This window comes from Bacteroidales bacterium (assembly GCA_023228145.1).
Classification (GTDB): domain Bacteria; phylum Bacteroidota; class Bacteroidia; order Bacteroidales; family CAIWKO01; genus CAIWKO01.
The window spans coordinates 66,155-92,495 of sequence record JALOBU010000011.1; the positions used below are offsets into that span (position 1 = coordinate 66,155).

The window sequence follows — 26,341 nt, forward strand, 5'->3', positions numbered from 1 at the left end:
TCAAAGTTAAATCAAAGAGTTTTTTATGAAATACGACATTATTATTATCGGCTCAGGCCCAGGAGGGTACGTGGCCGCTATCAGAGCAGCTCAATTAGGATTTTCAGTTGCTGTTGTTGAAAGGGCTGAATTAGGTGGCATTTGCCTGAACTGGGGGTGCATACCTACAAAAGCATTGTTGAAATCAGCACAGGTTTTTAACTATGCTAGGCATGCTTCTGATTACGGAGTGAAAATTTCAGGCGAACCTATGCCGGATTTTGAAGCTATAGTGAAACGAAGCCGTACTGTTGCCGAAAATATGAGCAAAGGGATACAGTTTTTGTTTAAAAAGAATAAAATTGAAGTTATACAAGGCACAGGGAAAATCCTCCCGGATAAAAAAGTTGAAGTAACTGATCCAAATGGAAACATAACAACCTATGAAGCTGCTCACATAATCATTGCAACCGGTGCACGCTCACGGACATTGCCGAATCTTCCGATAGATAACAAAAAAATAATAGGTTACCGTAAAGCGATGACATTGGAAAAACAACCACAATCATTGCTTGTTGTTGGCTCGGGAGCCATTGGTTCCGAGTTTGCCCATTTCTATAATACCATTGGTACAAAAGTTACATTGGTTGAAATGCTTCCCAATATTGTCCCTATTGAAGATGAAGAAGTATCAAAGCAGTTAGAGCGTAGTTTTAAAAAGAACGGCATGAAAGTATATACTTCTTCAACCGTTGAAAATGTTGATATCAGCGGAGATTTATGCAAAGTGTTGATTAAAACTCCTAAAGGTGAAGAAACTGTTGAAGCTGAAATTGTGCTTTCTGCGGTTGGTGTGAGCACTAATATTGAAGGCATTGGACTCGAGGAGTGTGGTATTCGGGCGGAAAAAGGCAAAGTAATGGTTGATGATTTTTACCGTACAAATGTTGAAGGCTACTTTGCCATCGGTGATATCGTGAAAGGCCCCGCGCTGGCGCATGTGGCATCACGCGAAGGCATCATCTGTGTTGAAAAAATAGCAGGAAAAGATGTGAAACCTATGGATTATAACAATATTCCAGGCTGTACTTACACCTATCCCGAGATAGCTTCAGTCGGGTTAACCGAAAAAGCAGCTCTTGAAGCTGGCCACGAAATAAAGGTGGGCAAATTTCCTTTCACTGCCTCGGGAAAAGCAACAGCTTCAGGTTTCAGAGATGGCTTCATTAAGGTTATTTTTGATGCCAAATCAGGGATGTGGCTGGGAGCACATTTCATAGGTGAAAATGTTACTGAAATGATTGCAGAAGCTGTGGTGGCACGAACTTTGGGAACAACAGTGCACGAAATTTTATCTTCAGTGCATCCGCATCCCACAATGTCGGAAGCAGTGATGGAGGCAGTGGCGGCAGCTTACGGAGAAGTAATTCACATTTAATCCTACCCAATGTGCGGAATTTCAGGCATTGTGGCTTTCAACGAAGCAGGGAAAGAGCACCTGAATAAAATCAACGGTGTAGTTGCCGTTATGTGTAGCCGTGGCCCCGACCGAAGCGGTATTTACTCAGACGAAAACGTAGCTTTTGGTCACAACCGCCTTTCTGTAATTGATACATCAGAAGCAGCTTCACAACCATTTACTGATAAGAGTGGCAGATACACCATAATTTTCAATGGAGAATTTTACAATTTTAATAAATACCGTGAACAGTTACTGCAAAAGGGCATAGAACTCAAATCAAACAGCGATACGGAAGTTTTGCTATATTTATACATACTTGAAGGTCCTGCCTGTTTAGAAAAAGTCAATGGTTTTTTTGCTTTTGCTATTTACGATAAGCTTGAGAATACAGTATTTATTGCCCGCGACCGTTTTGGAGTAAAACCTTTGCTGGTATATCAAGACAGGAACAGATTTTGTTTCGCATCAGAGATGAAAGGACTGCTTGAGATGGATATCCCCCGGCTTCTTGACATGGAATCTTTATTTTCATTTCTGCAAATGAATTATATTCCTACTGGGTATACTATGCTTAGAAATGTAACAAAATTGGAGCCCGGAAATTATATTATTATAAAAAACGGAAAAGTTCTTCAGAAACAATATTATCATATCCCATATTCACACAAGCTTATTGAATGCACTGATAATTATCAAAATGCCTGTAAAAAAGTTTATGATTTGTTAAATCAATCCGTTGAAAAAAGAATGATTTCGGATGTTCCACTTGGCGCTTTTTTAAGTGGAGGTGTTGATTCGTCGGTAATAGTATCGCTTGCGTCTAAATTTACCAAACACTTAAATACATATTCCATCGGCTTTAAAGATGAGCCCTTTTTTGACGAAACTTATTATGCCCGGTTGGTAGCTGATAAACTAAAAACAAACCATACTGTTTTTTCATTAACTAATGATGATTTATTTTCTGTTTTATTTAAAGTGCTTGATTATATGGATGACCCCTTTGCCGATTCTTCGGCTATTGCAGTGTATTTGCTGAGCAGGGAAACACGCAAGCACGTTACGGTTGCTTTATCAGGGGATGGCGCTGACGAGCTTTTTGGAGGTTATATGAAGCATACCGGTGAAATGAGAATTCGTAATGTCGGCATTTTAGGTAATTTGCTTAAGCACACATTCCCATTAATTAAACTGTTGCCTCAATCGAGAAATAGTTTATTTACTAATAAAATCAGGCAAATTGCAAAGTATGCAGAGGGTATGAATTTAAGCGAAAAAGAGCGTTACTGGCGCTGGTGTTCCTTTATTTCCGAAAATGAAGCAAAAAAATTATTGCAATCAGAAATAGATTTTAATGAATACATAAAAAGAAAAGACTCTATTACGAATAACATTGCCGAAAAAGGTAGCATAAATGATGTTTTTTATACGGACATGAAACATATTCTGGTGAACGATATGCTGATAAAAGTGGATATGATGTCTATGGCAAATTCGCTGGAAGTGCGAGCGCCCTTTCTGGATTATGAATTGGTTAATTATATTTTTTCTTTGCCTGCACATTATAAAATTCAAGGGAATGTTAGAAAAAGAATTTTGCAGGATGCTTTTAGGAATGATTTGCCTGAAGAGATTTACCATCGTCCCAAACATGGGTTTGAAGTTCCGTTGTTAAAATGGTTTCGTAACGAATTATCTTCATTGATAAATGACGAACTGCTTAATGATGAGTTTATTATTTCACAGAATATTTTTGAACTTACTGAAACAAAAAAACTTAAAACTCGTTTACATTCTAAAAATCCCGGTGATGTCCATGCACAGATATGGGGACTTCTGGTATTTCAATACTGGTGGAAAAAATATTTTTCAAAATAAAGCTATTTTATAAATGCCCCGAGTATTAAGAATTATTAACCGATTTAATCTGGGTGGCCCTACATACAACGCATCCTATCTTACAAAATATATGTCACCCGGGTTTCACACTTTGCTGGTCGGGGGCATTAAGGACGAATCTGAAGAAAATTCGGAATTTATTTTAAGAAACCTTGGTATTATACCAGTTATTATCCCAGAAATGCATCGTTCTATTAACCCTATACAGGATGCTATAGCTATTAAGAAAATTAAAGAAATAATAAGAGAGTTTAAACCTGATATAGTTCATACACATGCTTCTAAAGCAGGAGCCTTAGGAAGAAGAGCCGCATATATTATGAATGTCCCAGTAATTTTACATACTTTCCATGGGCATATTTTTGATGCATATTTTAGTGGGTTGAAATCAAAATTATATCAGTGTATCGAACGTAAGCTTGCAGAAAAATCAACAAAAATAATTGCTTTAAGCGAACAACAAAAATACGACCTTGTAATCAAGTATAAAATATGCCCGGAACATAAAATTGAAATTATTCCCCTTGGCTTTGACCTTGATAAGTTTGAGAACAATATGGATGTTAAAAGAACTCAGTTTAGAAATGAATATCTGCTTGATGATGACGAAATAGCCATAGGTATAATAGGAAGAGTTGTCCCAGTAAAAAATCATCCTTTGTTCATTAATGCGATAAAATATGTTATCTCAAGAAGTAATAAAAAAATCAGGGCTTTTATTGTTGGTGACGGAGTAGACAGGGCGAAAATTGAACGGATGTGCCATGACCTTAGTTTGAGTTATGTTGATTTCAGGTATAATAAAATAAAAGCTGATGTTACTTTTACTTCTTGGCTTAAAGACATTGATTATGTTGATGCAGGTATGGATATTATTACGCTGACATCTTTGAATGAAGGGACTCCTGTTAGCCTTATCGAAGCTCAGGCAGCAGGGAAACCTATAGTTTCTACCAACGTAGGTGGTATTGAAAATATTATTATCCCGAATGAAACAGCATGGCTTGCTGATGTTAAGAAACCTGATGATTTCTGTAATAAATTGCTTATGCTTGTGCAAAATGATGAACTTCGTATAAAATATAATCAAAAAAGCAGGGATTTTGTAAAGAATAAATTCAGTTACTTACGTTTAGTAAATGATATGCAGAATTTATATCATAAATTGCTTACTGTGACCAAGTAAGCAAGAAATTATTAAATTTGTAAAATTTTACACATGAAACGCCTGTTGCTTTTACTTATCACCATTTTATTTATTTCAGGGTGCAAGATATTTACTCCGTATCAGATGTTGCGGCAGGGCAAATATCCCGTGAGTGAGTTTCAAGATACATTAAATTCAAAAGAATATTTAATTGCTCCAAACGATGAATTAAAGATGGTCATATTTTCAAATAATGGAGAAAAGGTAATTGACCCTGTTTCATCAGGTTCGGGTTCACAATTACAAAGCGGCATTTCTTTTATGGTTGAATTCGATGGCCAGGTTAAACTTCCTATTCTTGATAGGGTTAAAATTGCCGGATTAACTTTACGTCAGGCGGAAGATTTGCTTCAAGAGAGATATTCCAAATATTTTAACAACCCTTATGTGCAGTTAAAAGTAACAAATAACAGAGTAATAATTTTCCCTGGTGGGCAGGGAAGTCAGGCTATGGTTGTCACACTTGATAACTCCAATACTACACTTTTTGAAGCACTTGCCAAAGCCGGAGGAATTAACGATGGAAAAGCCCATAAAATAAAGTTAATCAGGGGTGATTTAAAAAATCCAAAAGTTTATATTATTGATTTGTCAACAGTTGAAGGTATGACAAAGGCAAATCTTATTGTGCAGGCTAATGATATTATTTATGTTCAGCCAAGGAATAAAATTCCAGAAAAAATCATAAATGTACTTGCACCTTATCTGACTTTATTATCTACATTCATTTTAGTATACGAATTATTCGTTAAGTAAATACTATGACTAAGAAAAAAAAGATATCAACCATTAATGATGAAATAGATTTAAAGTTATTTTATTTTATTTTTAAGAGGAATTTTTTCTATCCTATAATATTTCTGCTTGTTGCATTAATTGCTGCATTTCTTTATTTGCGTTACACTCAGCCTGTATATGAGGCCAAAGCTATCATACAGATAAACAAAAACGAAGAAGCAAAGTTACTTGGAGCATCATCAATTTTTCCTGAAGAAGATAATTTCTTACCAAAGAAAATGGAACTTATTAAATCGGCTATATTTATACAAAGAGTTGTTGATAAGCTTCCATTGGAAATTTCTTATTTTAGCAAGGGTACAGTTTTAGATTACGAACAATATACAAGTTCTCCTTATAAAGTTTTTGCAAAAGTTATTAATTCAAGTATTTATAATACACCTATTCAAATAAATTTTATTGAACAAACAAAATGCGAAATAGTTTATAAAAATGTAAATAATGAAACTATAAAAAAAGTCTTCTCAGTTTCGGATACTTTAAATCTTAACGAGGTTAAATTGTATATATCGAATATAAATTATAAAAGAATTGAAGTGAATGAAGGTTTTCTCTCTGGTGACAAATTTTTCTTTATAATAAATAATCCACAAGCCATTCCTCAAGATATTATCTCCCGCATAAATGTTTCTATTCTTAATGATGCCGCTAAAACCATAATGATAAAATACAAAGACAGAAGTGCAGAAAAAGCAAATGCCATTGTAAATACCATTGCTGAAGAATTTCAAAGTTATGATATTGAGAAACAAGCGGAGAGTGTTGAAAAAATTCTAGGGTATATTGATGAAAGAATGGATATTATTTACGATACTCTTGTTAAATCTCAGGAAAACATAGCTGATTTTAATAAAAAATATAATATTGATACCATTGTAAACAGGCCATTACCTACATTTACTTCAAGGTTAAATGACTACCAAAATCAAATGGTTTCTCTTGAATTGGAAGCAAGCAAACTGGATGAAATTAAAAATAATTTAAAAAGTTCGGTTAATAATGATATTTCACGCATCATCGCTATTACAGCGGGAAGTGAGTTTAAAGGCTCCATTTCAACATTACTGAGTACATTACAGGAATTATTAATAAAAAGAGAAAAATTGCTTTACAATGTTACTGAAAACAGCGGACAGATAAAGGAGATTGATTACCAGATAAACATGCAAAAAAAGCTAATTACCGAAAGTATTGATTATGTGAGCGGAAGTATAAATAAAAGAAAAGCGGAAATTGCTGATAAAATTTTAATGTACGAAAGAAAGTTGAATTTTAAAACAAGCGACTATAATACTGTTGACCTGGCAAGCCTCGAAAGGATATACCAAATAAATGAAAATTATTATAATCAATTAATTGGGAAAAAAGCTGAATATTCAATTGCAAAAGCGGGTTATGTTTCCCAGAATATTATATTGCAACGCTCGTCAACACCGACAGAACCTATTGAGCCTATTAAAAAGAATATTTATTTAATCGCAGTTTTTGCATCATTATTTCTTGGTTTGGGGATAATTATTGTGAGGTATGTTTTGTTCAACAATATTTTAACACTATATGATATATATAAATATACAGACATTCCTGTGATAGGTATTGTCCCAAAATATATAGATTCAATTCCTGAATCCCAACTTATTGTTGATAAACATCCAAAATCTATTATTGCCGAAGCATTACGCTCTATTAGAACTAATTTGCACTTTTTGAAAAACGAGGAAGGTCCTAAAGTTATTGCAATGTCTTCGACTGTATCAGGAGAGGGAAAAACTTTTGTAATTATAAACCTGGCAGGTGTAATTGCTTTTTCAGAGAAAAAAGTAATTGTGCTTGATTTCGATTTACGCAAACCTAAGATTCATATTGGATTTAATGTTGTTAATACCAAAGGAATAAGTACAATACTTTCAAACAAACACAATATTGATGATTGTATTATTCAAAGTAGCTTGGCAAACCTCGATTTTATTACTGCCGGCCCTGTACCTCCAAATCCTTCGGAATTAATCTTTAGCAAAAGAACGGATGAGGTGTTAAGTTACCTTAAGACTAAGTATGATTATGTCTTAATTGATAATCCTCCAATCGGGCTGGTTACAGATGGGATTAAAGCTATGTCAATTGCTGATTATCCAATCTATGTGTTTAAAGCTGATTATTCCAAGAAGTTTTACGTATTAGATTTGGAGCGCCTTGCTGAAGATAGTAAACTCAAAAACATCTCTCTTGTATTAAATGCTGTTGAACCTATAGGCTCGTCATATGGTATGAAATACAGTTCAAAAGTTAAGGGTTCTAGTTATGGTTATGGTTTTGGTTATGGTTATGGTTATGGAATTGAAGATGAAAGCTCTGAGAATAGAAACAAAAAGTCTATTACAAACTGGATTTCAAGATTATTTAAAAAGGGTTATCAATTCGGAAAGCAACATCGCAAATGAGAAAAATTCTGACGAATATTCAGGATATAATATTAATAGAACCTGATGTTTATGAAGACAGCAGAGGTTATTTTTTTGAATCATTTAATTCTAATAAATTCAAAGACTTGGGTATTTATGAAGAATTTGTTCAGGATAACCAATCTTTGTCTGGGAAGAATGTTTTAAGGGGTTTTCATTTTCAGCGGCCACCTTATGAACAGGGGAAATTGGTTCGGGTAATAAAAGGATCGGTACTTGATGTGGCAGTTGATTTGAGAAAAAAATCTCCCAGTTATGGTAAAAATGTTGCTTTTGTATTATCAGAGAATAATAAACAGATGTTATGGATACCCCCGGGTTTTGCTCATGCTTTTCTTACCCTGGAAGATGATACGATTTTTTTCTACAAATGCACAGGACTGTATAATAAAGATGCTGAAGTGATTATTTCGTGGGACGACCCTGATATTAATTTTAAGTGGAATATTTCGGACCCTATTTTATCTGAACGCGACAAGAAAGGAATTCAATTTAAATTATTTAATTCTCCTTTTTAACTGATTTTTATATATATCTTTGCACACAGAATTTATCATAATTGAGTTCAGAAGATATATATTCGTTAGTTGCGTATTCCCTGTTTTTTATTGTTTCTCTGTTTTTTTCATTATTGATAAACAGGATACTGATAAAATTCTCTAAAACTTTAGGTACGCGTAATAAAGCGGATAATCTGAATAGATGGAGTACTGCCGATAAGCCATCTTTTGGTGGTATTTCATTCTATATAATTTTTCTATTATCTATTATTGCGCTGTCGTTTTTTTTCCAAAAAAACGCATTATTTCACAACATTTCGATTCTGGGAATAATTCTGGCCACCACCTTAGGTTTTATTATGGGTTTATTTGACGATGCATATAACACAAAAGTTTTAATTAAACTTTTTTCACAAATATTATGCGGGATTATACTAATTTTTTCAGGCACATATATCAGCATTTTTCAGAATGACTTCTTGAATTATATCTTAACTATTTTATGGGTAGTAGGCATAATGAATTCTATTAATATGCTTGACAATATGGATGCAATTTCCTCTGTAGTTGCTGTTTTTATTTTTACTGGAATTTTTATTGAAAATATAATTTTAAATAGTGTCTATGACAGCCTGAATATACTTATTATTGGAGTAATATCTTCGTTGATAGGTTTTCTTTTTTATAACTGGCCGCCTTCCAAAATGTTCATGGGTGATACAGGTAGCCAGTTTCTGGGAGTACTACTTGCTACTTTTAGTATTATTTTTATCTGGAACCATAGGGAAGTTAATATGGATGAAATTCCTACAAAACAAATTTGTGCTGTTGTACTTTTTTTTACTTTACCTCTAATAGACACTGCAACTGTTTCAATTAAAAGAATTTTAAAAGGGAAGTCGCCATTTGTTGGAGGGAAAGACCATACAACGCATCATTTATCATATCTTGGTTTTTCAGAAAAAAAAGTTGCAGTAATATATGTCATTTTATCTTTTGTTTCAATTTCGCTTGGGTTGCTATGTTTAAATATTGTTGATTGGAAACATTTATATACAGTTTTATTCATGGCATATTTTGTGATTTTATTTTCGGTTTTATTTTATATTGCTAACATCAATAAGCATAAATCTGATGGTTCGTCTTAAGCGCATTTCTATTTTTCTCCTATCCCTGAGTCTATTAATAGTTATTATCTGGTTATTTGTTAACTCAATTCAAAAAAATAATAACAAAACTTCTGATGAGTTATATTATGAAGCATATAGGAGGTTTGATAAAATATTTAGTATAAAAATTCCGGGAAAAATGAATTTCTGCGGTGAAACCGTACCTGTTGATAAATTTTATGTCAGGGAATCATTGGACAGGGAACTGCTGGTTAATACATACTGGCATTCAAACACCTTGCTTATGTTTAAAAGAGCTTACAGGTATTTTCCTGTGATTGATTCAATTTTGAAATTTAACCATGTCCCATCTGATTTCAGATATCTTGCTCTAATTGAAAGTGGATTCGAAAATATTGTTTCTCCTGCTGGTGCCAAGGGCTTTTGGCAAATCATGAAAACAACAGCTCAGATGTACGGATTGGAAGTGAACGCTGAAATTGATGAACGCTATCACCTCGAAAAATCAACTTTAGCTGCTTGTAAATATCTTAAGGCATCCTATCAGAAGTTCGGAAACTGGACCTTGGCAGCGGCATCGTATAATATGGGGGCAGAAGGGCTGGCCTCTGTTATAAAATCGCAGAAATCAGATAATTATTATGATTTATATTTAAATAAAGAAACCCAACGCTACATTTATAGGATTCTTGCCGTTAAACTTATTTATGAATCTCCGGTTGCTTATGGCTTTTATTTACGTGAAAAAGATTTCTATCCTGAAATAAAAACTTATACTGTTATAGTTGATACTTCTATTACTAATTGGGCTGAGTTTGCAATAATAAACAAATCAAATTATAGAATCCTTAAAGAATTTAATCCCTGGATATTAAAATACTCTCTGACAAATAAAAATAAAAAAACGTACAACATTAAATTCCCTGTTGTAGGTTATGAAAGCTTACCTTTATTTAAAATCGAATCATCTCCGGATGATAACTTGTTCAATGATACATTGAAAATTAACGAAATCCACTAAGAAATATTTAATTGTATATGGAAGTCTGGCAGCAGAATGATAATGTTGTAAAAGAACCAGATTTGGAGAACGAATCAGAACTTTGTGTTTATGGGGCAAGGGTACATAACTTACGTAATGTAGATGTTGTTATTCCTCGAAACAAACTGGTAGTTATTACCGGGTTAAGCGGAAGCGGAAAGTCATCACTAGCTTTTGATACAATATATGCTGAAGGGCAAAGACGCTATCTGGAGACATTTTCGAATTATATCAGGCAGTTTATAGGAAATATTGAAAGGCCGGATGTGGATAAGATCACAGGTTTAAGCCCTGTTATTGCTATTGAACAGAAATCATCCAACAGGAATCCAAGATCAACAGTCGGAACAATTACTGAGATATATGATTTTTTAAGGTTGTTGTTTGCAAGAACTGCCGATGCATATTCTTTCATAACCGGTGAAAAAATGGTCAGGTATAGTGAGCAACAAATAATCAGTAAAATTTCTGATGATTATTTAAATAAAAATATTTTTTTACTTGCTCCCAAAATCAAAGGGCGTAAAGGTCATTATCGTGAACTATTCGAACAGATAAGAAAACTTGGATTTGTAAAAGTGAGAGTTGACGGAATTATAAAAGACCTGACGCAGGGAATGCAGCTTGACCGCTATAAAATGCACGATATTGAAATAGTTATTGATAATATTATAGTAAAGCGAGGCAATGAAACCCGCTTATCAAATTCTGTCCAGGCTGCTCTGAAAATTGGGCGCAACAGCCTTGTAGTATATGAACCTGTTATGAATGAGGCAAAACATTTAAGCAGAATGTTGATGTGTCCTGCAAGCGGTATCTCATATGATGAACCCGAGCCAAATTCATTTTCTTTTAACTCACCTTATGGAGCATGTCCTAAGTGTACCGGGTTGGGAGAAATTCTGGAAGCGGATATTAATAAGATAATCCCTGACTATTCCAAATCCATTCGCTCCGGAGGTATAGCACCTGTAGGAGTGTATAAAAGCTCCTGGATATTTCACCAACTGGAAGCTATCGGGAAAAGCTATGATTTTACTTTGGACACCCCTTTGCGGGATTTTTCAGAAAAAGCTATTAATATAATACTTTATGGAACCGACGAACTATACACTGTGAAAAATGAATATCTGGGCGTTACTTCTCCTTATAAAATGAATTTTGAGGGGGTAGTTAATTTTATAATAAATCAAAATAGTGATTCATCATCAAAAGCAATAAAAAAATGGGCAGGAAGTTTTATGAATAAAATTATATGCCCTGAATGTCATGGAGCGCGCCTGAAAAAAGAATCTCTTCATTTCAGGGTCAATAATAAGAATATTTCTGAACTTGCAAATTTTGACCTGCTTGCATTATCACAATGGCTTAATCAATTAAACCTCTCTCTTGACCCCTTAAAGTACAAAATAGCAAATGAAATTGTTCGTGAAATACAAGACAGGTTGATATTTCTTCTTGAACTTGGGTTAGATTATCTTACACTAAATAGGGCTGCAGCATCTTTATCAGGAGGTGAATCTCAACGTATCAGACTAGCAACACAAATAAGTTCTCAGCTAGTTAATGTGTTGTATGTATTGGATGAACCAAGCATTGGGCTGCATCAGCGCGATAACCACAAGCTGATATCTGCCCTGAAAGAATTGCGTGATATTGGCAATTCCATTATTGTTGTCGAACACGATAGGGATATGATTTTCTCTGCAGATTATGTAATAGATATTGGACCTGGTGGAGGAGTGAACGGAGGCAAAATTGTAACTTACGGAGATATTGAAACTATTATAAAAACAGAAAGCCTGACTTCACAATACCTTAACGGAAAAAAGGATATAAAAATACCCTTGCAAAGACGAAAGGGGTCGGGAAACGAATTAAAGATTATTGGGGCTAAAGGAAACAATCTGAAAGAACTTACGGTTTCTTTTCCATTAGAAACATTCATTTGTATTACAGGTGTTTCCGGCAGTGGCAAATCTTCTTTGATAAACCAGACTCTTTATCCTGCACTAAGCAGGTATTTTTATCGTTCAGAGAAAAAATCTTTGGAATACGAAAAGATAGAGGGTTTAAAATTTATTGACAAAGTTGTTGAAATTGACCAGTCTCCGATAGGAAGAACCCCACGTTCTAATCCTGCAACATATACAGGTGTTTTTGATGAAATCAGGAAATTATTTGTTCAGCTACCCGAAGCAAAAATCAGAGGTTACTTGCCGGGGCGCTTTTCGTTTAATGTGAAAGGAGGAAGGTGTGAAACATGTGGTGGTGCAGGAATGAAATTAATAGAAATGAACTTTTTGCCTGATGTTTTTGTCCCTTGTGAAGCATGTAATGGTAAAAGATATAGCCGTGAAACACTGGAGATTAAATACAAAGGTAAATCAATCAGCGATGTGCTTGATATGAATATTGATGAGGCAGTAGAGTTTTTTTTACATATACCATCAATACTCAATAAAATCAAAACTCTTAAAGATGTTGGGTTGGGATATATAAAACTGGGACAGCAATCAACAACTCTTTCGGGAGGAGAGGCGCAAAGAGTGAAATTAGCGACCGAGTTATCTAAAAAAGATACAGGTCGCACTTTGTATATTCTTGATGAGCCAACAACAGGTTTGCATTTTGAAGATACGAATGTGCTGCTGGAAGTATTACAAATACTTGTCAATAAGGGAAACACTGTAATTGTAATTGAACACAACATGGATGTGATTAAAGTTGCCGATTACATTATTGACTTAGGCCCGGAAGGTGGTGACAGGGGTGGCATGGTTGTATGTGAAGGCACTCCGGAATCCATTATAAAGTGCAAACAAAGTTATACAGCAAAATTTTTAAAACAAGTTCTGGTAAATAATAAAAACAAGTCAAATCAGTTATAAAAAGAAAAGAGTATGCGAAAATTCACTGATAAAGAAGAAGAACAGTTTAAAGAAGCTTATAAACCAAAAGATTGGAATGAAGTAAAAATTAACGATTCCTGGCAGATTTTTAAGGTGATGTCGGAATTTGTCAGTGCCTTTGAAAAACTCACAAAAATAGGCCCATGTGTTACTATTTTCGGCTCAGCACGCACTCAATCGGACGACAAACACTATCTCCTTGCTCAGGAAATATCACTTAAGCTTTCAAAGCTGGGATTTGGAATAATTACCGGTGGTGGCCCAGGAATAATGGAAGCCGCAAATAAGGGAGCTTATATGAATCGAGGGAAATCAGTAGGATTGAATATTATGCTGCCCTTTGAGCAGGAGGCTAACGCATTTATTAATCCCGATAAGTGCCTTATGTTTGATTATTTTTTTGTAAGAAAAGTAATGTTTATAAAATATGCACAGGGATTTGTTGTGATGCCCGGCGGCTTTGGAACTCTTGATGAGTTTTTTGAAGCTATTACCCTTATACAAACTCAAAAATTAGTTAATTTTCCTGTTGTTTTAGTAGTAAAAGAATATTGGCAGGGACTCATTCATTGGATGAAAGATAAAGCTTTATCAGCCGGAAATATCAGTAAAGAAGACCTTGATTTATTTAATATTGTTGATACAGCCGACGAAGCAGTGAAGGTTATTGATGATTTTTATAAACAGTATAGTCTGAAACCTAACTTCTAAACTACTTTAATATTACAAATTTTTGTGCTCTGTTTTCGTATCGGGTTTGTCCATTTCCGGTTAAATAAAATTTTAATAAGTAATAACCGTTTGAAAGATTTCTGATATCAATTTCTGTTTGAGTTTTAATGGGTATTTCTTGTTCCATTACTTTGTTGCCAATTATATTATAAATCTGCAGGAAAATTGTTTTAAAATTTTTATCGTCAATATTTAAATAAAGTTTGTCTTTAGCAGGGTTGGGAAAAATATTTAAGATAATTTCCGGGGATTCATAAGGTTTGTGTATTGAGTTGTAAATATTTGATTTTATACCGGAATAATATGTTAGGCCTCCTGCAAAGTTTCCGATTATCATATCTTTATACCCATCATTATTAAAGTCATAAACACACACTCCGGAACGCATTCCATCGCAAATAATTAGCGCTGTTGAATCTTTATCACTTTGCATTAAAATAGAATCAGAGGCAGTGAATTTCCCGGTAAGGTTTGATTCAATATCTTTGAAATAAAATATTTTACCTGACTCGGAAGCAACAAAAAGTTTAATTATATCAGAGTCCCTGAAGAAACAGGGTACGCTATGGCCGGTGTAAGAAACATAAGGGTCAACAACATTAACCTTTCCAAGTGTATCTGTTATTTTCGTGAAAATGGGATTATTTAATGTCCCTGTATTTTGATAATAGGAAATATAACCACTCTTTTTTCCAACACAAAGGTCAATAAGGTTGTCATTATTTAAGTCAAAAAACTGCGGGGTTGAAAACTCCCCGACATCAATTGCCTGAAAGTTGTAAACAGGATTGTCGTAAGCCGGTAAATTGCCTGCACCGGAAATATTTTCAAAATAGATTAAAGTCCCGTTTGATTGGCCGCATATCATATCAATATCTCCGTCATTATCAAGGTCGTGGAATGAAGGGACAAGTCCAATAAGTTTTAGTTGTGCGAGATTTGCATAGTCAGTAGTTGCAATTTTGAATTGTGGTATAGTTGCAGTGCCAATATTTTCAAGTACAGCAATTTGTGATCTGAACTCCGAATAAAGATATCCAAAGTTATAATAAGAAGAATCAAGATAGCCGTAATTTCCTATAATTACATCCATTAATCCATCATTATTATAGTCATAAATAACAGGGTATGAACCTGTGCTAAAATCAATCATTTCCCCCTGAAAAACATCAGGTTTGTTAAAACTAAACACTGGACTTGATGCACTTCCGGTGTTTTCGTAATACCACATGCTTTGATGGCTTTCTGCTAATGCAAATACTGATGTGAAAGGAGAAACAACAATGTCTTTTTTGTCATCATTGTTAATGTCAATGTAGCTGGGAACGGGGAAAGAATTAAAAAGTACCGGAACTGTGTTTGACGGGAAAAGAGTGTCCATACTAACCATGTGGGCTGAATCTGTTGTACCCCCGTTTGTAAGTAAAATCAAATTAAAATAGTCAACATCTCCTAAAATTAAATCTGTCAGTTGGTCGTTGTTTAAGTCGGCAGCTAGCATAGTTGAGCCGGTATGCCGAGTTGATTTGTAGAACTGCAAACTATCAGATGCTCTCGGGCAATTGATATTAAGAGAAATATCATTATTATCAACACCTTCAGAAAAGTTACCCCAGCAAAAATCATATAGTTCATAAATCAGGGTATCAGAATTTCCGTATAATTCTTGTGACATATTTCTATGCATTTGAAGAAAAGTACCTAATCCAAAAAACGTAAGAATATCTATATCGTTGTCATTATCAATATCGTAAAAGGCCGGATAATCATCATTCGTTACCGTGATATTTGACACACTCCCTCCGCCCCAGTCAGAATTAATCATTGGATAAAGCATCTGGAATTTTAATGATGTGTCGGAAATGTTTTTATAAACTTTTATCCCCCCGGGAACATAAGTGAAAAGGTCTTTTTTCCCGTCTCCATCGTAATCAATAAAATTTACCCAAGATTGTACTTCAGGAAAAAATTTCTGATAATAAGGTTCAAAGGAATAACTAATACTGTCAGGTATTCCATCATTAATATATGTCAGCAGGCGGTTACCGCTTTTATCAAATATTACAAGGTCGTCAATCCCATCATTGTTACAATCAATATTTGATAAATGGCATGAATTTAAACCTCCTCCCCAGGCAAATCTAAGATCATCCTCATTTGTATCGGATACAATAACAGATTGATTTCGAAAAAAGTTATAATCATATAGTTCCTGAGAATAAACTGTAATGGATGCTAAAACATTAAAAATCAACAAATAACAACTTAAAAGTTTTGTCATTATCCTTTGTTTTTTATCTCTGAATAACAAAGGTAATCAATAAGTATCAATGCCTTGTTTAAATGTATGTCATTTTTTTCAATAAACTTTTTATAATATCATTGGTTATTTATAAAGGAAATTCTATCTTTGCAGCTTCAAAAAAAAGTGTATCATTTAAATATATTGTAAGATATGCAAAATAAAGGAGTTTTCAGGTTTCTTGCGATTTTAATCGCGTTGGTATGTGTGTTTCAATTGTCATTTACTTTATGTACACGGATGGTTGAAAAGGATGCTAAAGAATATGCTATAAGCGGAGATAACGACAGCCTTGCCAAAGCACTTTCGAAGGGTATTCCCGAAATGGAACGCTATTATTATGATTCCATTACCCGAAAAAGAGAACAATATTATCTTGACTCTATGTCGAAAGAAGAGGTTTTTAATTTTTTATGGCTTCGTAAATATACATACAAAGACTGTAAAGCACGTGAAGTTAACCTTGGGCTTGACTTAAAAGGAGGTATGAATGTTACCCTTGAGGTTTCCTTACCCGATATTATCAGGTCATTATCAGGTAATAGCAAGGATCCTTTTTTCAATAAAGTTATGGACGAAGCCATTGAGATGCAAAAAAACAGCTCAAGTGACTTTGTTACATTGTTTGATGCTGCTTTTAAGAAGAATAATACTTCCAATGCCAAATTGGCTTCATTTTTTATAGTTGGTTTAAAAGACAGAATAAATTTCAATACAACAGATGAAGACGTTATTAAAATTATTCGTGACGAAACAGATGGCGCTGTAGAAAGAACATTTAATATTCTTCGCACACGTATTGACCGCTTTGGCGTTGCTCAGCCCAATATTCAGCTTTTGGCAGGTTCGGGGAGAATTCTTATAGAACTTCCCGGCATTAAGGATCCCGAACGTGTAAGGAAACTTATTCAGGGTACAGCTAAACTTGAATTCTGGGAAACATATGAATATAAAGAAGTTTATAATTTCATTGCTGAAGCCGACAAAAAACTGGTTTCATTACTGACTGTTGTTGACACCAACGCTGTCAAGGACAGTGTCAATGTCATGGAAGAAACAACAGAAGAAAACGTAAAAGGGGATATAATAAAAGATACTGCTTTGGCAGGGATTGAAGAAAGTGATACTATCAGGGATTCGGCCGAACAAATGCAGCAATCTTTTGAAGAGTATGCAAAAGAGCACCCTCTTACTGCCTATTTACAACCTGCTTTGGTACAGGACGAGAAAGGAAATTATTTCCCTAACAGGGGGCCTGTTGTAGGTTATTGTCAGGCCTTCGATACCGCAAAGGTTATGAATATGTTGCGAAACCCTCAGATACAAATGATATTTCCAAGGGAGCTTCGGTTTATGTGGACGGTGAAGCCGGTTGATGAAAAAGAAACATTACATCAATTAATTGCTTTGAAGACCTCTCGTGATGGTACGGCATCGCTCAGCGGTGATGTTATTGTGGATGCCCGCCAGGATATTGATCAGCAGCAGGGCAACCAGATATCTATGAGCATGAATTCTGAAGGAGCAACTATATGGAAAAACCTGACAGCAAACAACATTGGAAAATCAATTGCTATTGTTCTGGACAATGTTGTTTATTCGTTTCCTACAGTTCAGGGGGAAATACCTAATGGACAGTCTTCAATTACAGGAAATTTTACCTTGGAGGAAGCCAAAGACCTTGCAAATATTCTTAAAGCAGGCAAACTACCGGCTCCTACAAAAATTGTTGAGGAAGCCGTTGTGGGGCCTTCACTTGGTAAGGAAGCCATTAACGCCGGTTTGATGTCATTTATAATTGCTTTTGTTCTGGTGTTGTTGTACATGGTTTTATTTTACAATACCGCCGGTCTGGTTGCAGACTCTGCTTTATTGGTTAATATTTTCTTCCTTTTAGGAGTTCTGGCGTCGCTGGGAGCAACCTTAACCTTGCCTGGTATTGCCGGTATTGTACTTACGATGGGGATGGCGGTTGATGCCAACGTAATTATTTATGAGCGCATTAAAGAGGAGGTCCGGGCAGGCAAGGGATTGAAGCTTGCCGTGGCAGACGGGTATAAACATGCCTATTCTGCGATTATCGACGGTAATGTTACCACAATATTGACCGGTATTGTATTATTCATTTTTGGGACTGGCCCGATTCAGGGGTTTGCAACTACACTTATTATTGGTATTATCACATCATTATTTACCTCTATCTTCATTTCAAGATTGATTTTTGAAGGAATGATCAGCAGAAACAAAACCATCAAATTTGGAAATAAATTTACGATAAATGCTTTTACGAAAACAAAGATCAACTTTTTAGGACTTCGTAAAAAATTATATATAGTATCGTTGAGTATAATAGTCATCGGAATTATCTCATTGTTTGTTCGTGGAATGAGCTGGGGAATTGATTTTACCGGCGGACGTACTTATGTGGTACGTTTCGATAAAGACGTGAAGACAACTGATATCCGTGAATCGCTGGCAACACCTTTTGGCGAAGCCCCCGAAGTAAAAACCTTCGGACCCAATAATCAGGTTAAGATCACGACCAAATATTTGATCCATAATAATGACGATGCATCGGATTCAATTGTTGAATCCAGGCTTTACGAGGGATTAAAAGGTGTTTATACAAATCCTATAGGTATCGATGAATTTCTTTCCGATAAACAAGGAAAACTATTAGGAAAAATGAGTTCCCAGAAAGTAGGGCCGACCATCGCTGATGATATTAAACTCTCTTCTGTTTATGCTATCGTCATCGCCCTGTTTGTCATGTTCGTTTATATCGCCATCCGTTTCAAAAAATGGCAGTTTGGTTTAGGAGGTGTCATATCGCTCACTCATGATACATTGATCGTAATTTCTATGTTTTCTTTGTTTTGGGGTATTTTACCCTTCGGAATGGAGATTGACCAGGCATTTATTGCGGCGGTCCTTACTATAATAGGATATTCAATTAATGATACGGTAATCATTTTCGACAGGATCAGGGAGTATATGGCCCTTTACCCAAAACGCGAAATGAAAGAGAATATGAATGCTGCTATGAACAGTACGTTGGGAAGAACAATTAACACCTCAGGCACCACATTAATTACTTTGCTTGCCATGTTCATCTTAGGTGGTGAAATGATCAGAGGCTTTATTTTTGCCTTGCTTGTTGGTATTGCAGTAGGAACTTACTCTTCAATTTTTAATGCTACTCCTATCGCTTACGATTTTATTCAGATGAATAAAAGGCGCAAAGAAAAGAAAGCTTTGAAACTTCAGGCAAAAAAATAACGTATTAGTGTTTTGTATCTTAATTTAATTTTTGAAATTTTTTTCAACGTTCTTTTAATAATAAAAAATTTATCAAATAGCTGATTTACAGTTGTTTTAAAAATTTATAAAAAAAATATTTAAAAATGTTCTTTAGTTAGTATTAAATAATTATTTAAATTAGCAAACGTAATTAATTTAGGGTTTAATATTTTAAGTATGAATCAGAAGATATACCAATTAGGAATTGCGGTTTTATTATGTTTTTTATTATCACAAGGTAATACGGCATTTGCACAGCGAAATTATTCTGCAGATGCAGATAAAGCATTTGATACGGAACAGTATTCTGTAGCCATTGACTTATATAAACAGGCTTACAACCGCATTAAAGGAAATAAACCGGAAAAAGCAAGAGTCTTGTTTCGTTTGGCTGAGTGTTACCGTAAAACAAACAATTATAAACAAGCTATTAACTGGTACACAAGGGTTGTGAAGGCTAATTACCCCGACCCTATAGCCCAGCTTTATCTTGCCGATGCATTGAAAGCCGATGAGCAATATGCAGAAGCTCTGGTTGCTTACAATGAATACAAAAAACTTGTTCCCAATGATCCGCGTGGCGGGTATGGTGCCGAATCATGTGAATATTCAATTAAATGGAAAGAAGACCCAACCAGATATGTTATTGAAAATGTTAAAAAATTCAACAGCAAACAATCAGATTTTTCACCATACTGGGCTGATAAGAATTATAAAGCCATACTTTTTACTTCTACAAGGGAAGGCTCAACAGGGAAAGTAACTGACGGATGGACAGGTCAGAGTTTTTCTGATATATATGTTACAACTCTCGATAAGAAAGGTGCCTGGAGTGAGCCCTTACCTGCTGATGAAAATATTAATACAGATGTGAATGAAGGAACACCCTGGCTTAATAAGAAAGCTAATGTGATATATTTTACTAGATGCCCGGTAGTAAAGAAAGAGAAAATGGGTTGCCAGATATATTTTTCTAAAAAACAGGGAAGAGGATGGGCACCTGCTGATACATTGAAGTTAGCAGAGGATATGAGCATACATCATGGGCATCCCACTCTTAGTGACGATGAAATGGTAATATATTTTGCTGCAGATATACAAGGTGGATATGGAGGGAAAGATATATGGATGGCAAAACGAACAAAAAAAACAAAACCTTTTGACAAACCTGTAAATTTAGGCCCGGTTATCAATACGGCTGGTGATGAAATGTTCCCTTACCTTAGTGAAAACGGAACGCTATATTTTTCTTCAAATGGATATGAACATCTTGGCCTTGGAGGGCTTGATATTTTTAAATCAGAATTTAAAAATGAAAAATGGACAAAACCCGAAAACCTAAAATACCCTTTAAATTCAGCAGGAGATGATTTTGGTATCATTTTAAAAGGAGATAAAAACGAAGGGTTTTTATCGTCAAACCGCAAAGGCGGAAGAGGGTTCGACGATATTTATTATTTCTACTTACCACCGTTGGTATTTACATTACAGGGAGTCGTTAGGGATGACAGTACTAAGCAGATAATTGCCGATGCAACTGTTAAATTAGAAGGATCAGATGGTACCAGTGTCGAAGCTACTACCGATGCCACTGGGACATATCAGTTTGGCAAAACGCAGATTCTTGAAAATACAACTTATGAACTCACAGTATCTAAAGATAAATATATTGCTGCAAAGGGGCGCGAAACTACTGTTGGACTTAAACACAGCAAAGACCTGATTCATGATTTTAACCTTGTACCCATACCCAGAGAGCCTGTTGTTCTGCCAGATATCTTGTACCCAATTGCGCAATGGTACCTGACACCACAAGCTAAAGATTCTTTAAAATGGTTGGTAAATATTCTTACTGATAACCCACGCTGGGTGATTGAATTGTCATCACACACGGATATAAGGCCCATTCCAATGACCAACGACACACTTTCACAACGAAGGGCAAAATCTGCTGTAGATTATATAGTTGATTCAAATGGTATCCATCCGGCAAGAGTTTTTGCAAAGGGTTATGGTGCAAACCGTCCACGTGTTCTGGAACAAGACAAAACTATCATTCTTGACCCGCAGAAGTATCCTGCATGTAAGGACAAACCATTTTTCTTTCCGAAAGGAACTGTCCTGACAGAAGCTTATATCAAAACATTAAAAACAACATGCGAAAAAGAAGCTGCACACCAACTCAACAGACGTACCGAATTTATTGTTTTGAGTGAAGATTTTACACCACCTGAATCCACTGACAGTTTAGGCAATAATGTTCAGATTATGATAAACCCAATGGACAATATTGTTACGATTTTACCAAGCGGAAGCGGAACTTTCGAAGCTCGTTGTGTTATTAATGGTATATCCTCTGATTTTAAATACGATGCTGCGGAAGAAGAACTTCAAATAGCTGAATCACTTATCATGCAGTTATTAACCGATTACCGCGTTACTAAATCTGACTTTAAAGACAAAGACAACGCATTTAGTGAAGATGGTTCGATTAAGCCAAATTCAATAATAAACCTCAAAAAAATAAATATAGGAAAAAAAGTTCAAACCAATTTAGAAGCGGTAGTTGTGAAAGACTTAGTCCCCAATGTAGTATTAGGTTCCAAAGTGCTTTCAAAATTTGGAGAGTATAACATTGATGATGAAAAAAGACAGCTTATTTTTGAATAAAAAACTATTTAAAATTTTTCACATTTAAACATATGGCATCCCGGCATTTTTATGCCGGGATGCCTTTTTTAATCATATGCAGGAAAAAGATAAATACAATCAAAGGGGAGTTTCGGCATCAAAAGAAGATGTTCACAATTCAATAAAAAAACTTGACAAAGGAATTTTTCCGTTGGCCTTTTGTAAAATCATTCCGGATACTATAGAATCTGATAAAAATTTTTGTTCCCTGATGCATGCTGACGGCGCTGGAACAAAATCATCACTGGCGTACATTTATTGGAAGGAAACAGGAGATTTATCGGTATGGAAGGGAATTGCACAGGACGCTATTGTTATGAATACAGACGATTTGCTCTGTGTGGGAGCAACAAAAAGTATTATGCTTTCTTCGCTTATTGGAAGAAATAAGTTTTTAATTCCAGGCAATGTGCTTTCAGCTATTATTGAGGGAACAGAGGAATTTTTAGAGCTTTTGAGGAGCATGGGTTTTTCCATATATTCAACAGGAGGTGAAACCGCTGATGTCGGTGATTTAGTGCGTACCATTGTTGTTGATTCAGTGGTAACATGCAGGATGAAACGCAGCGAAGTTATTACCAATGAGAAAATTGCTGCAGGAGATGTTATTGTTGGCCTGGCATCATTCGGGAAATCTGCCTACGAAAAGGAATACAACAGCGGTATTGGCAGCAATGGCCTGACTTCTGCCAGGCATGAGATGTTGCATAAAGTGTATGCTGAAAAATATCCGGAAAGTTTTGACCAAAATATTTTACCCGATTTAGTCTATAGCGGAAGGTTTCTGCTTGGCGATACATTGCCCGAAATACCTATAAATATAGGAAAAGCGCTTTTGTCTCCAACACGTACTTATGCACCATTGATGGTAAAAATTTTTGATGAATTCCGAAGTAAAATTCACGGGATTATTCATTGTACAGGTGGTGCACAAACTAAAGTGTTGAATTTTGTTTCAGGTTTGCACATTGTTAAAAGCAACCTGTTTCCGGCACCGCCGCTTTTTCGACTTATTCAGGCACAGGCAGGATACGATTGGAAAGAGATGTATAAAGTATTCAATATGGGGCACCGAATGGAAATATATACTGATGAATTTACTGCCGGAGAGATTATACGCATGGCTCAATATTTCAAAATTGATGCTCAAATAATAGGGTATTGTGAATCATCAAAAGCCACATCTTTAACCATTGATTCTGAATTCGGCACTTTCCATTACTAGCTGCAATTATTTATATTAACTTTGCACCCCAAAAACTTGAGGTATGCTTGATAAATTGAAAGCTATACATGAACGCTGGCAGGAAATTGGCCACCAAATGAATTTGCCGGAAGCCATTAATGATGTGAAACGATTTATTAAACTCAACAAGGACTATAAAGAATTGTTGCCTGTTGTTGAAGCTTATAAGAAATATGAAACATTGATAAATCACATTGCTTCTGCAAAAGATGTTCTTTATAACGAAAAAGATGACGAAATGCGTTCTTTTGCCAAAGAAGAAGTAGAGTCTCTTACAAAAGAAAAAGAACAACTTGAGGAGGAAATTCGGCTAATGTTGATACCAGCAGACCCTCAGGATGGGAAAAATGCCATTGTTGAAATACGTGCAGGGACAGGAGGTGATGAAGCAAGCATTTTTGCCGGGGACTTATATCGAATGTACACACGTTTTGCTGAAATAAAAGGATGGAAATCTGAACTGGTAGATTTTACGGAAGGAACTGTTGGCGGGTATAAAGAAATCATTATTAATATTAAGGGGGAAAATGTTTACGGACAGATGAAATACGAATCCGGTGTACACCGCGTGCAAAGGGTGCCAAAAACAGAAGCTCAGGGCAGGGTTCATACTTCCGCATCTTCTGTAGTAGTTTTGCCCGAAGCGGATGAGTTTGATGTGGAAATAAAGGAGTCGGACATTAGAAAAGATACATTTTGTTCTTCGGGGCCTGGCGGGCAGTCGGTTAATACAACTTATTCTGCCGTTAGGCTTACACACGTTCCTACCGGAATTATAGTTACCTGCCAGGATCAGAAATCGCAGATAAAGAACTATGAAAAAGCTTTGTCAGTATTGCGAAGCAGGATATATGAAGCCGAATACCAGAAGTATCTTGATGAGGTTTCATCCAAGCGTAAAACCATGGTTTCCACAGGTGACCGTTCTGCTAAGATAAGAACATACAATTATCCTCAAAGCAGGGTGACAGACCATAGAATTCACCTTACACTTTATAACCTGCAATCAATTATTGATGGCAATGGCGTTCAGGAATTAATTGACGCTTTACAACTTGCAGAAAATGCGGAACGCTTGAAAGCTGCAGGTGAAGAATAAAAATATTACTTATGAATAGACAAGAATTAATTGCAAACATTAAAAGAAAAAAATCATTTCTTTGTGTAGGCCTTGACACCGAGATTAATAAAATCCCTAAATTTTTACTAAGCACAGATGACCCTGTTTTTGAGTTCAATAAAGCAATAATAAGTGCTACCATTGAGTATGCCGTTGCATACAAGCCCAACATTGCTTTTTATGAATCGCAGGGAATAAAAGGATGGAAAAGCCTTCAAAAAACCATCGATTTTCTTAAGCCATTCAAAAAAGAAGTTTTTGTGATAGCTGATGCCAAACGTGGCGATATTGGTAATACTTCGTCACAATATGCCAGAACATATTTTGATGAAGAATCTTCGGGTTTTGATTTTGATGCAGTAACCGTAGCTCCATATATGGGAGAGGATTCGGTGAAACCTTTTCTGGAATTCAATAATAAATGGGTTATTTTGCTGGCACTGACGTCAAATAAGGGCGCTGAAAATTTTCAATTCTTAAAATGTAATGATGAAAACAGCAAATACTTGTATCAGAAAGTACTTGAAATATCAAAAGAATGGGGTACTCCTGAAAATATGATGTATGTTGTTGGTGCAACACAAGCGGCTATGTTATCGGAAATCCGTAAGATAGTGCCGGAGCATTTTCTTCTGGTTCCGGGTGTTGGAGCACAGGGGGGAAGCCTTCAACAAGTTGCTGAACACGGTTTGAATAAAGATTGTGGATTGCTGGTAAATGCTTCCAGAAGTATTTTGTATGCTTCATCGGAAAGAGATTTTGGCGAAAAAGCAGCATCGGAAGCTAAGAAACTTAAAGATGAGATGGAAGCCTATCTGATAAAGTATTTATAATCTGATTTTATGAGGTACCTGTTCACCGTATTGCTTATTATACATGGTTTACTTATAAAGGCTCAGGAAGTGCAAAATCCCGATAGTGTTATTAGGGGGTTTGAAAAATATAATAAATTATGCCCCATACTCGGTGGCGATTCTGTAAGATATTGTTATGGGATGAAATGCACCGGGCCGGTAACAGACTATTACAATTCAGGGAAAATAAAACATAAAGGATATTACGACCGGGGCCAAATTGCTTCCGTATTCAACAATTACTTTGAAAATGGTAATATTGAGAGGGCTTTCCAGGCAAAGTCAGAATCCAGAGGGCTTATTACAGTTTTTTATTCCAATGGGCATGTGAAATCCAAAGGGGAATATGTGAATGGTAAAACACTTAAATGGGAAGACTTTTATGTGGACGGAACCCTTGAATACTCTGAAAAATTTAATAAAAATGCCAATTATCATTTATACACACGTTTTTATTTTCCAGACGGCAACCCTCAGATTTTATTTGAAATAATTGATGCTCGTAACCGGATATATTCTTATAAATCATATTACGTCAATGGCAATATTGAAGAACAAGGTTTTAAAATTCAGAATAAATCTTCAGGCGATTATGTGCAGGATGGCAAATGGCAGTATTATAGCGAAGATGGCAGATTGATTCTTGAAGAAGATTATATTAAGGGTATGCTAAATTCCGAAAAAGATTTCAATAAATCAAATTAA

General features: G+C 35.4%; 17 protein-coding genes. 16 read left to right on the forward strand and 1 reads right to left on the reverse strand.

From position 1 onward, the window contains the following. Positions 1-25 precede the first annotated feature (25 nt). The 10 genes from lpdA to M0R16_07250 are packed head-to-tail and all read left to right on the forward strand — an operon-like array spanning position 26 to position 14,102. Complete coding sequence (gene lpdA, locus M0R16_07205) at positions 26-1,417, forward strand: dihydrolipoyl dehydrogenase (protein ID MCK9612674.1); 1,392 nt, start codon at positions 26-28, stop codon at positions 1,415-1,417. 9 nt (positions 1,418-1,426) lie between these two features. Beyond that, positions 1,427-3,319, forward strand: coding sequence for an asparagine synthase (glutamine-hydrolyzing) (gene asnB / locus M0R16_07210; GenBank protein ID MCK9612675.1), 1,893 nt, complete (start codon positions 1,427-1,429; stop codon positions 3,317-3,319). Positions 3,320-3,332: 13 nt separating this feature from the next. Further along, positions 3,333-4,526 carry a glycosyltransferase gene (locus tag M0R16_07215; protein ID MCK9612676.1) on the forward strand — a complete coding sequence of 398 codons (1,194 nt, stop codon included), beginning with the start codon at positions 3,333-3,335 and terminating at the stop codon, positions 4,524-4,526. Between the two features lie 33 nt (positions 4,527-4,559). Continuing rightward, entirely contained in the window at positions 4,560-5,303 is a 744-nt protein-coding gene (locus M0R16_07220; GenBank protein MCK9612677.1) for a polysaccharide biosynthesis/export family protein, read from the forward strand. A gap of 5 nt (positions 5,304-5,308) precedes the next feature. Next, complete coding sequence (locus M0R16_07225; GenBank protein MCK9612678.1) at positions 5,309-7,786, forward strand: polysaccharide biosynthesis tyrosine autokinase; 2,478 nt, start codon at positions 5,309-5,311, stop codon at positions 7,784-7,786. Then, positions 7,783-8,325 (forward strand): dTDP-4-dehydrorhamnose 3,5-epimerase, encoded by a 543-nt coding sequence (gene rfbC, locus M0R16_07230; GenBank protein ID MCK9612679.1) that lies wholly within the window; start codon positions 7,783-7,785, stop codon positions 8,323-8,325. The genes M0R16_07225 and rfbC overlap by 4 nt, the downstream gene beginning before the upstream one ends. Before the next feature lie 41 nt (positions 8,326-8,366). Continuing rightward, the gene (locus M0R16_07235) at positions 8,367-9,455 is read left to right on the forward strand and encodes an undecaprenyl/decaprenyl-phosphate alpha-N-acetylglucosaminyl 1-phosphate transferase (GenBank protein MCK9612680.1); all 1,089 of its coding nucleotides are present in this window, start codon (positions 8,367-8,369) and stop codon (positions 9,453-9,455) included. Beyond that, on the forward strand, positions 9,442-10,458 hold the full coding sequence (locus M0R16_07240; protein MCK9612681.1) for a lytic transglycosylase domain-containing protein: 1,017 nt from the start codon (positions 9,442-9,444) through the stop codon (positions 10,456-10,458). Before M0R16_07235 ends, M0R16_07240 begins: the two co-directional genes overlap by 14 nt. A 17-nt stretch (positions 10,459-10,475) precedes the next feature. Then, positions 10,476-13,370, forward strand: coding sequence for an excinuclease ABC subunit UvrA (gene uvrA / locus M0R16_07245; protein MCK9612682.1), 2,895 nt, complete (start codon positions 10,476-10,478; stop codon positions 13,368-13,370). Positions 13,371-13,382: 12 nt separating this feature from the next. Further along, on the forward strand, positions 13,383-14,102 hold the full coding sequence (locus M0R16_07250) for a TIGR00730 family Rossman fold protein (protein MCK9612683.1): 720 nt from the start codon (positions 13,383-13,385) through the stop codon (positions 14,100-14,102). Between the two features lies 1 nt (position 14,103). On the opposite strand, the gene M0R16_07255 is transcribed toward M0R16_07250, so the two are convergent. Next, on the reverse strand, positions 14,104-16,404 hold the full coding sequence (locus M0R16_07255; GenBank protein ID MCK9612684.1) for a T9SS type A sorting domain-containing protein: 2,301 nt from the start codon (positions 16,402-16,404) through the stop codon (positions 14,104-14,106). 174 nt (positions 16,405-16,578) lie between these two features. On the opposite strand from M0R16_07255, the gene secDF reads away from it, so the two are divergent. The 6 genes from secDF to M0R16_07285 all read left to right on the forward strand — a co-directional run bounded on the left by secDF (position 16,579) and on the right by M0R16_07285 (position 26,341). After that, entirely contained in the window at positions 16,579-19,704 is a 3,126-nt protein-coding gene (secDF, locus tag M0R16_07260; GenBank protein ID MCK9612685.1) for a protein translocase subunit SecDF, read from the forward strand. A 198-nt stretch (positions 19,705-19,902) separates the two neighbouring features. Then, positions 19,903-22,395: an OmpA family protein gene (locus M0R16_07265; protein ID MCK9612686.1), complete on the forward strand. Its 2,493-nt coding sequence runs from the start codon at positions 19,903-19,905 to the stop codon at positions 22,393-22,395. 76 nt (positions 22,396-22,471) lie between these two features. Then, a complete protein-coding gene (locus M0R16_07270) occupies positions 22,472-23,641 on the forward strand; it encodes a phosphoribosylformylglycinamidine cyclo-ligase (protein MCK9612687.1) in 1,170 nt (389 codons plus the stop codon). Between the two features lie 43 nt (positions 23,642-23,684). Beyond that, positions 23,685-24,761, forward strand: coding sequence for a peptide chain release factor 1 (prfA, locus tag M0R16_07275; GenBank protein ID MCK9612688.1), 1,077 nt, complete (start codon positions 23,685-23,687; stop codon positions 24,759-24,761). A gap of 11 nt (positions 24,762-24,772) precedes the next feature. Further along, a complete protein-coding gene (gene pyrF / locus M0R16_07280) occupies positions 24,773-25,615 on the forward strand; it encodes an orotidine-5'-phosphate decarboxylase (protein ID MCK9612689.1) in 843 nt (280 codons plus the stop codon). A gap of 9 nt (positions 25,616-25,624) precedes the next feature. After that, positions 25,625-26,341 carry a hypothetical protein gene (locus M0R16_07285; protein MCK9612690.1) on the forward strand — a complete coding sequence of 239 codons (717 nt, stop codon included), beginning with the start codon at positions 25,625-25,627 and terminating at the stop codon, positions 26,339-26,341.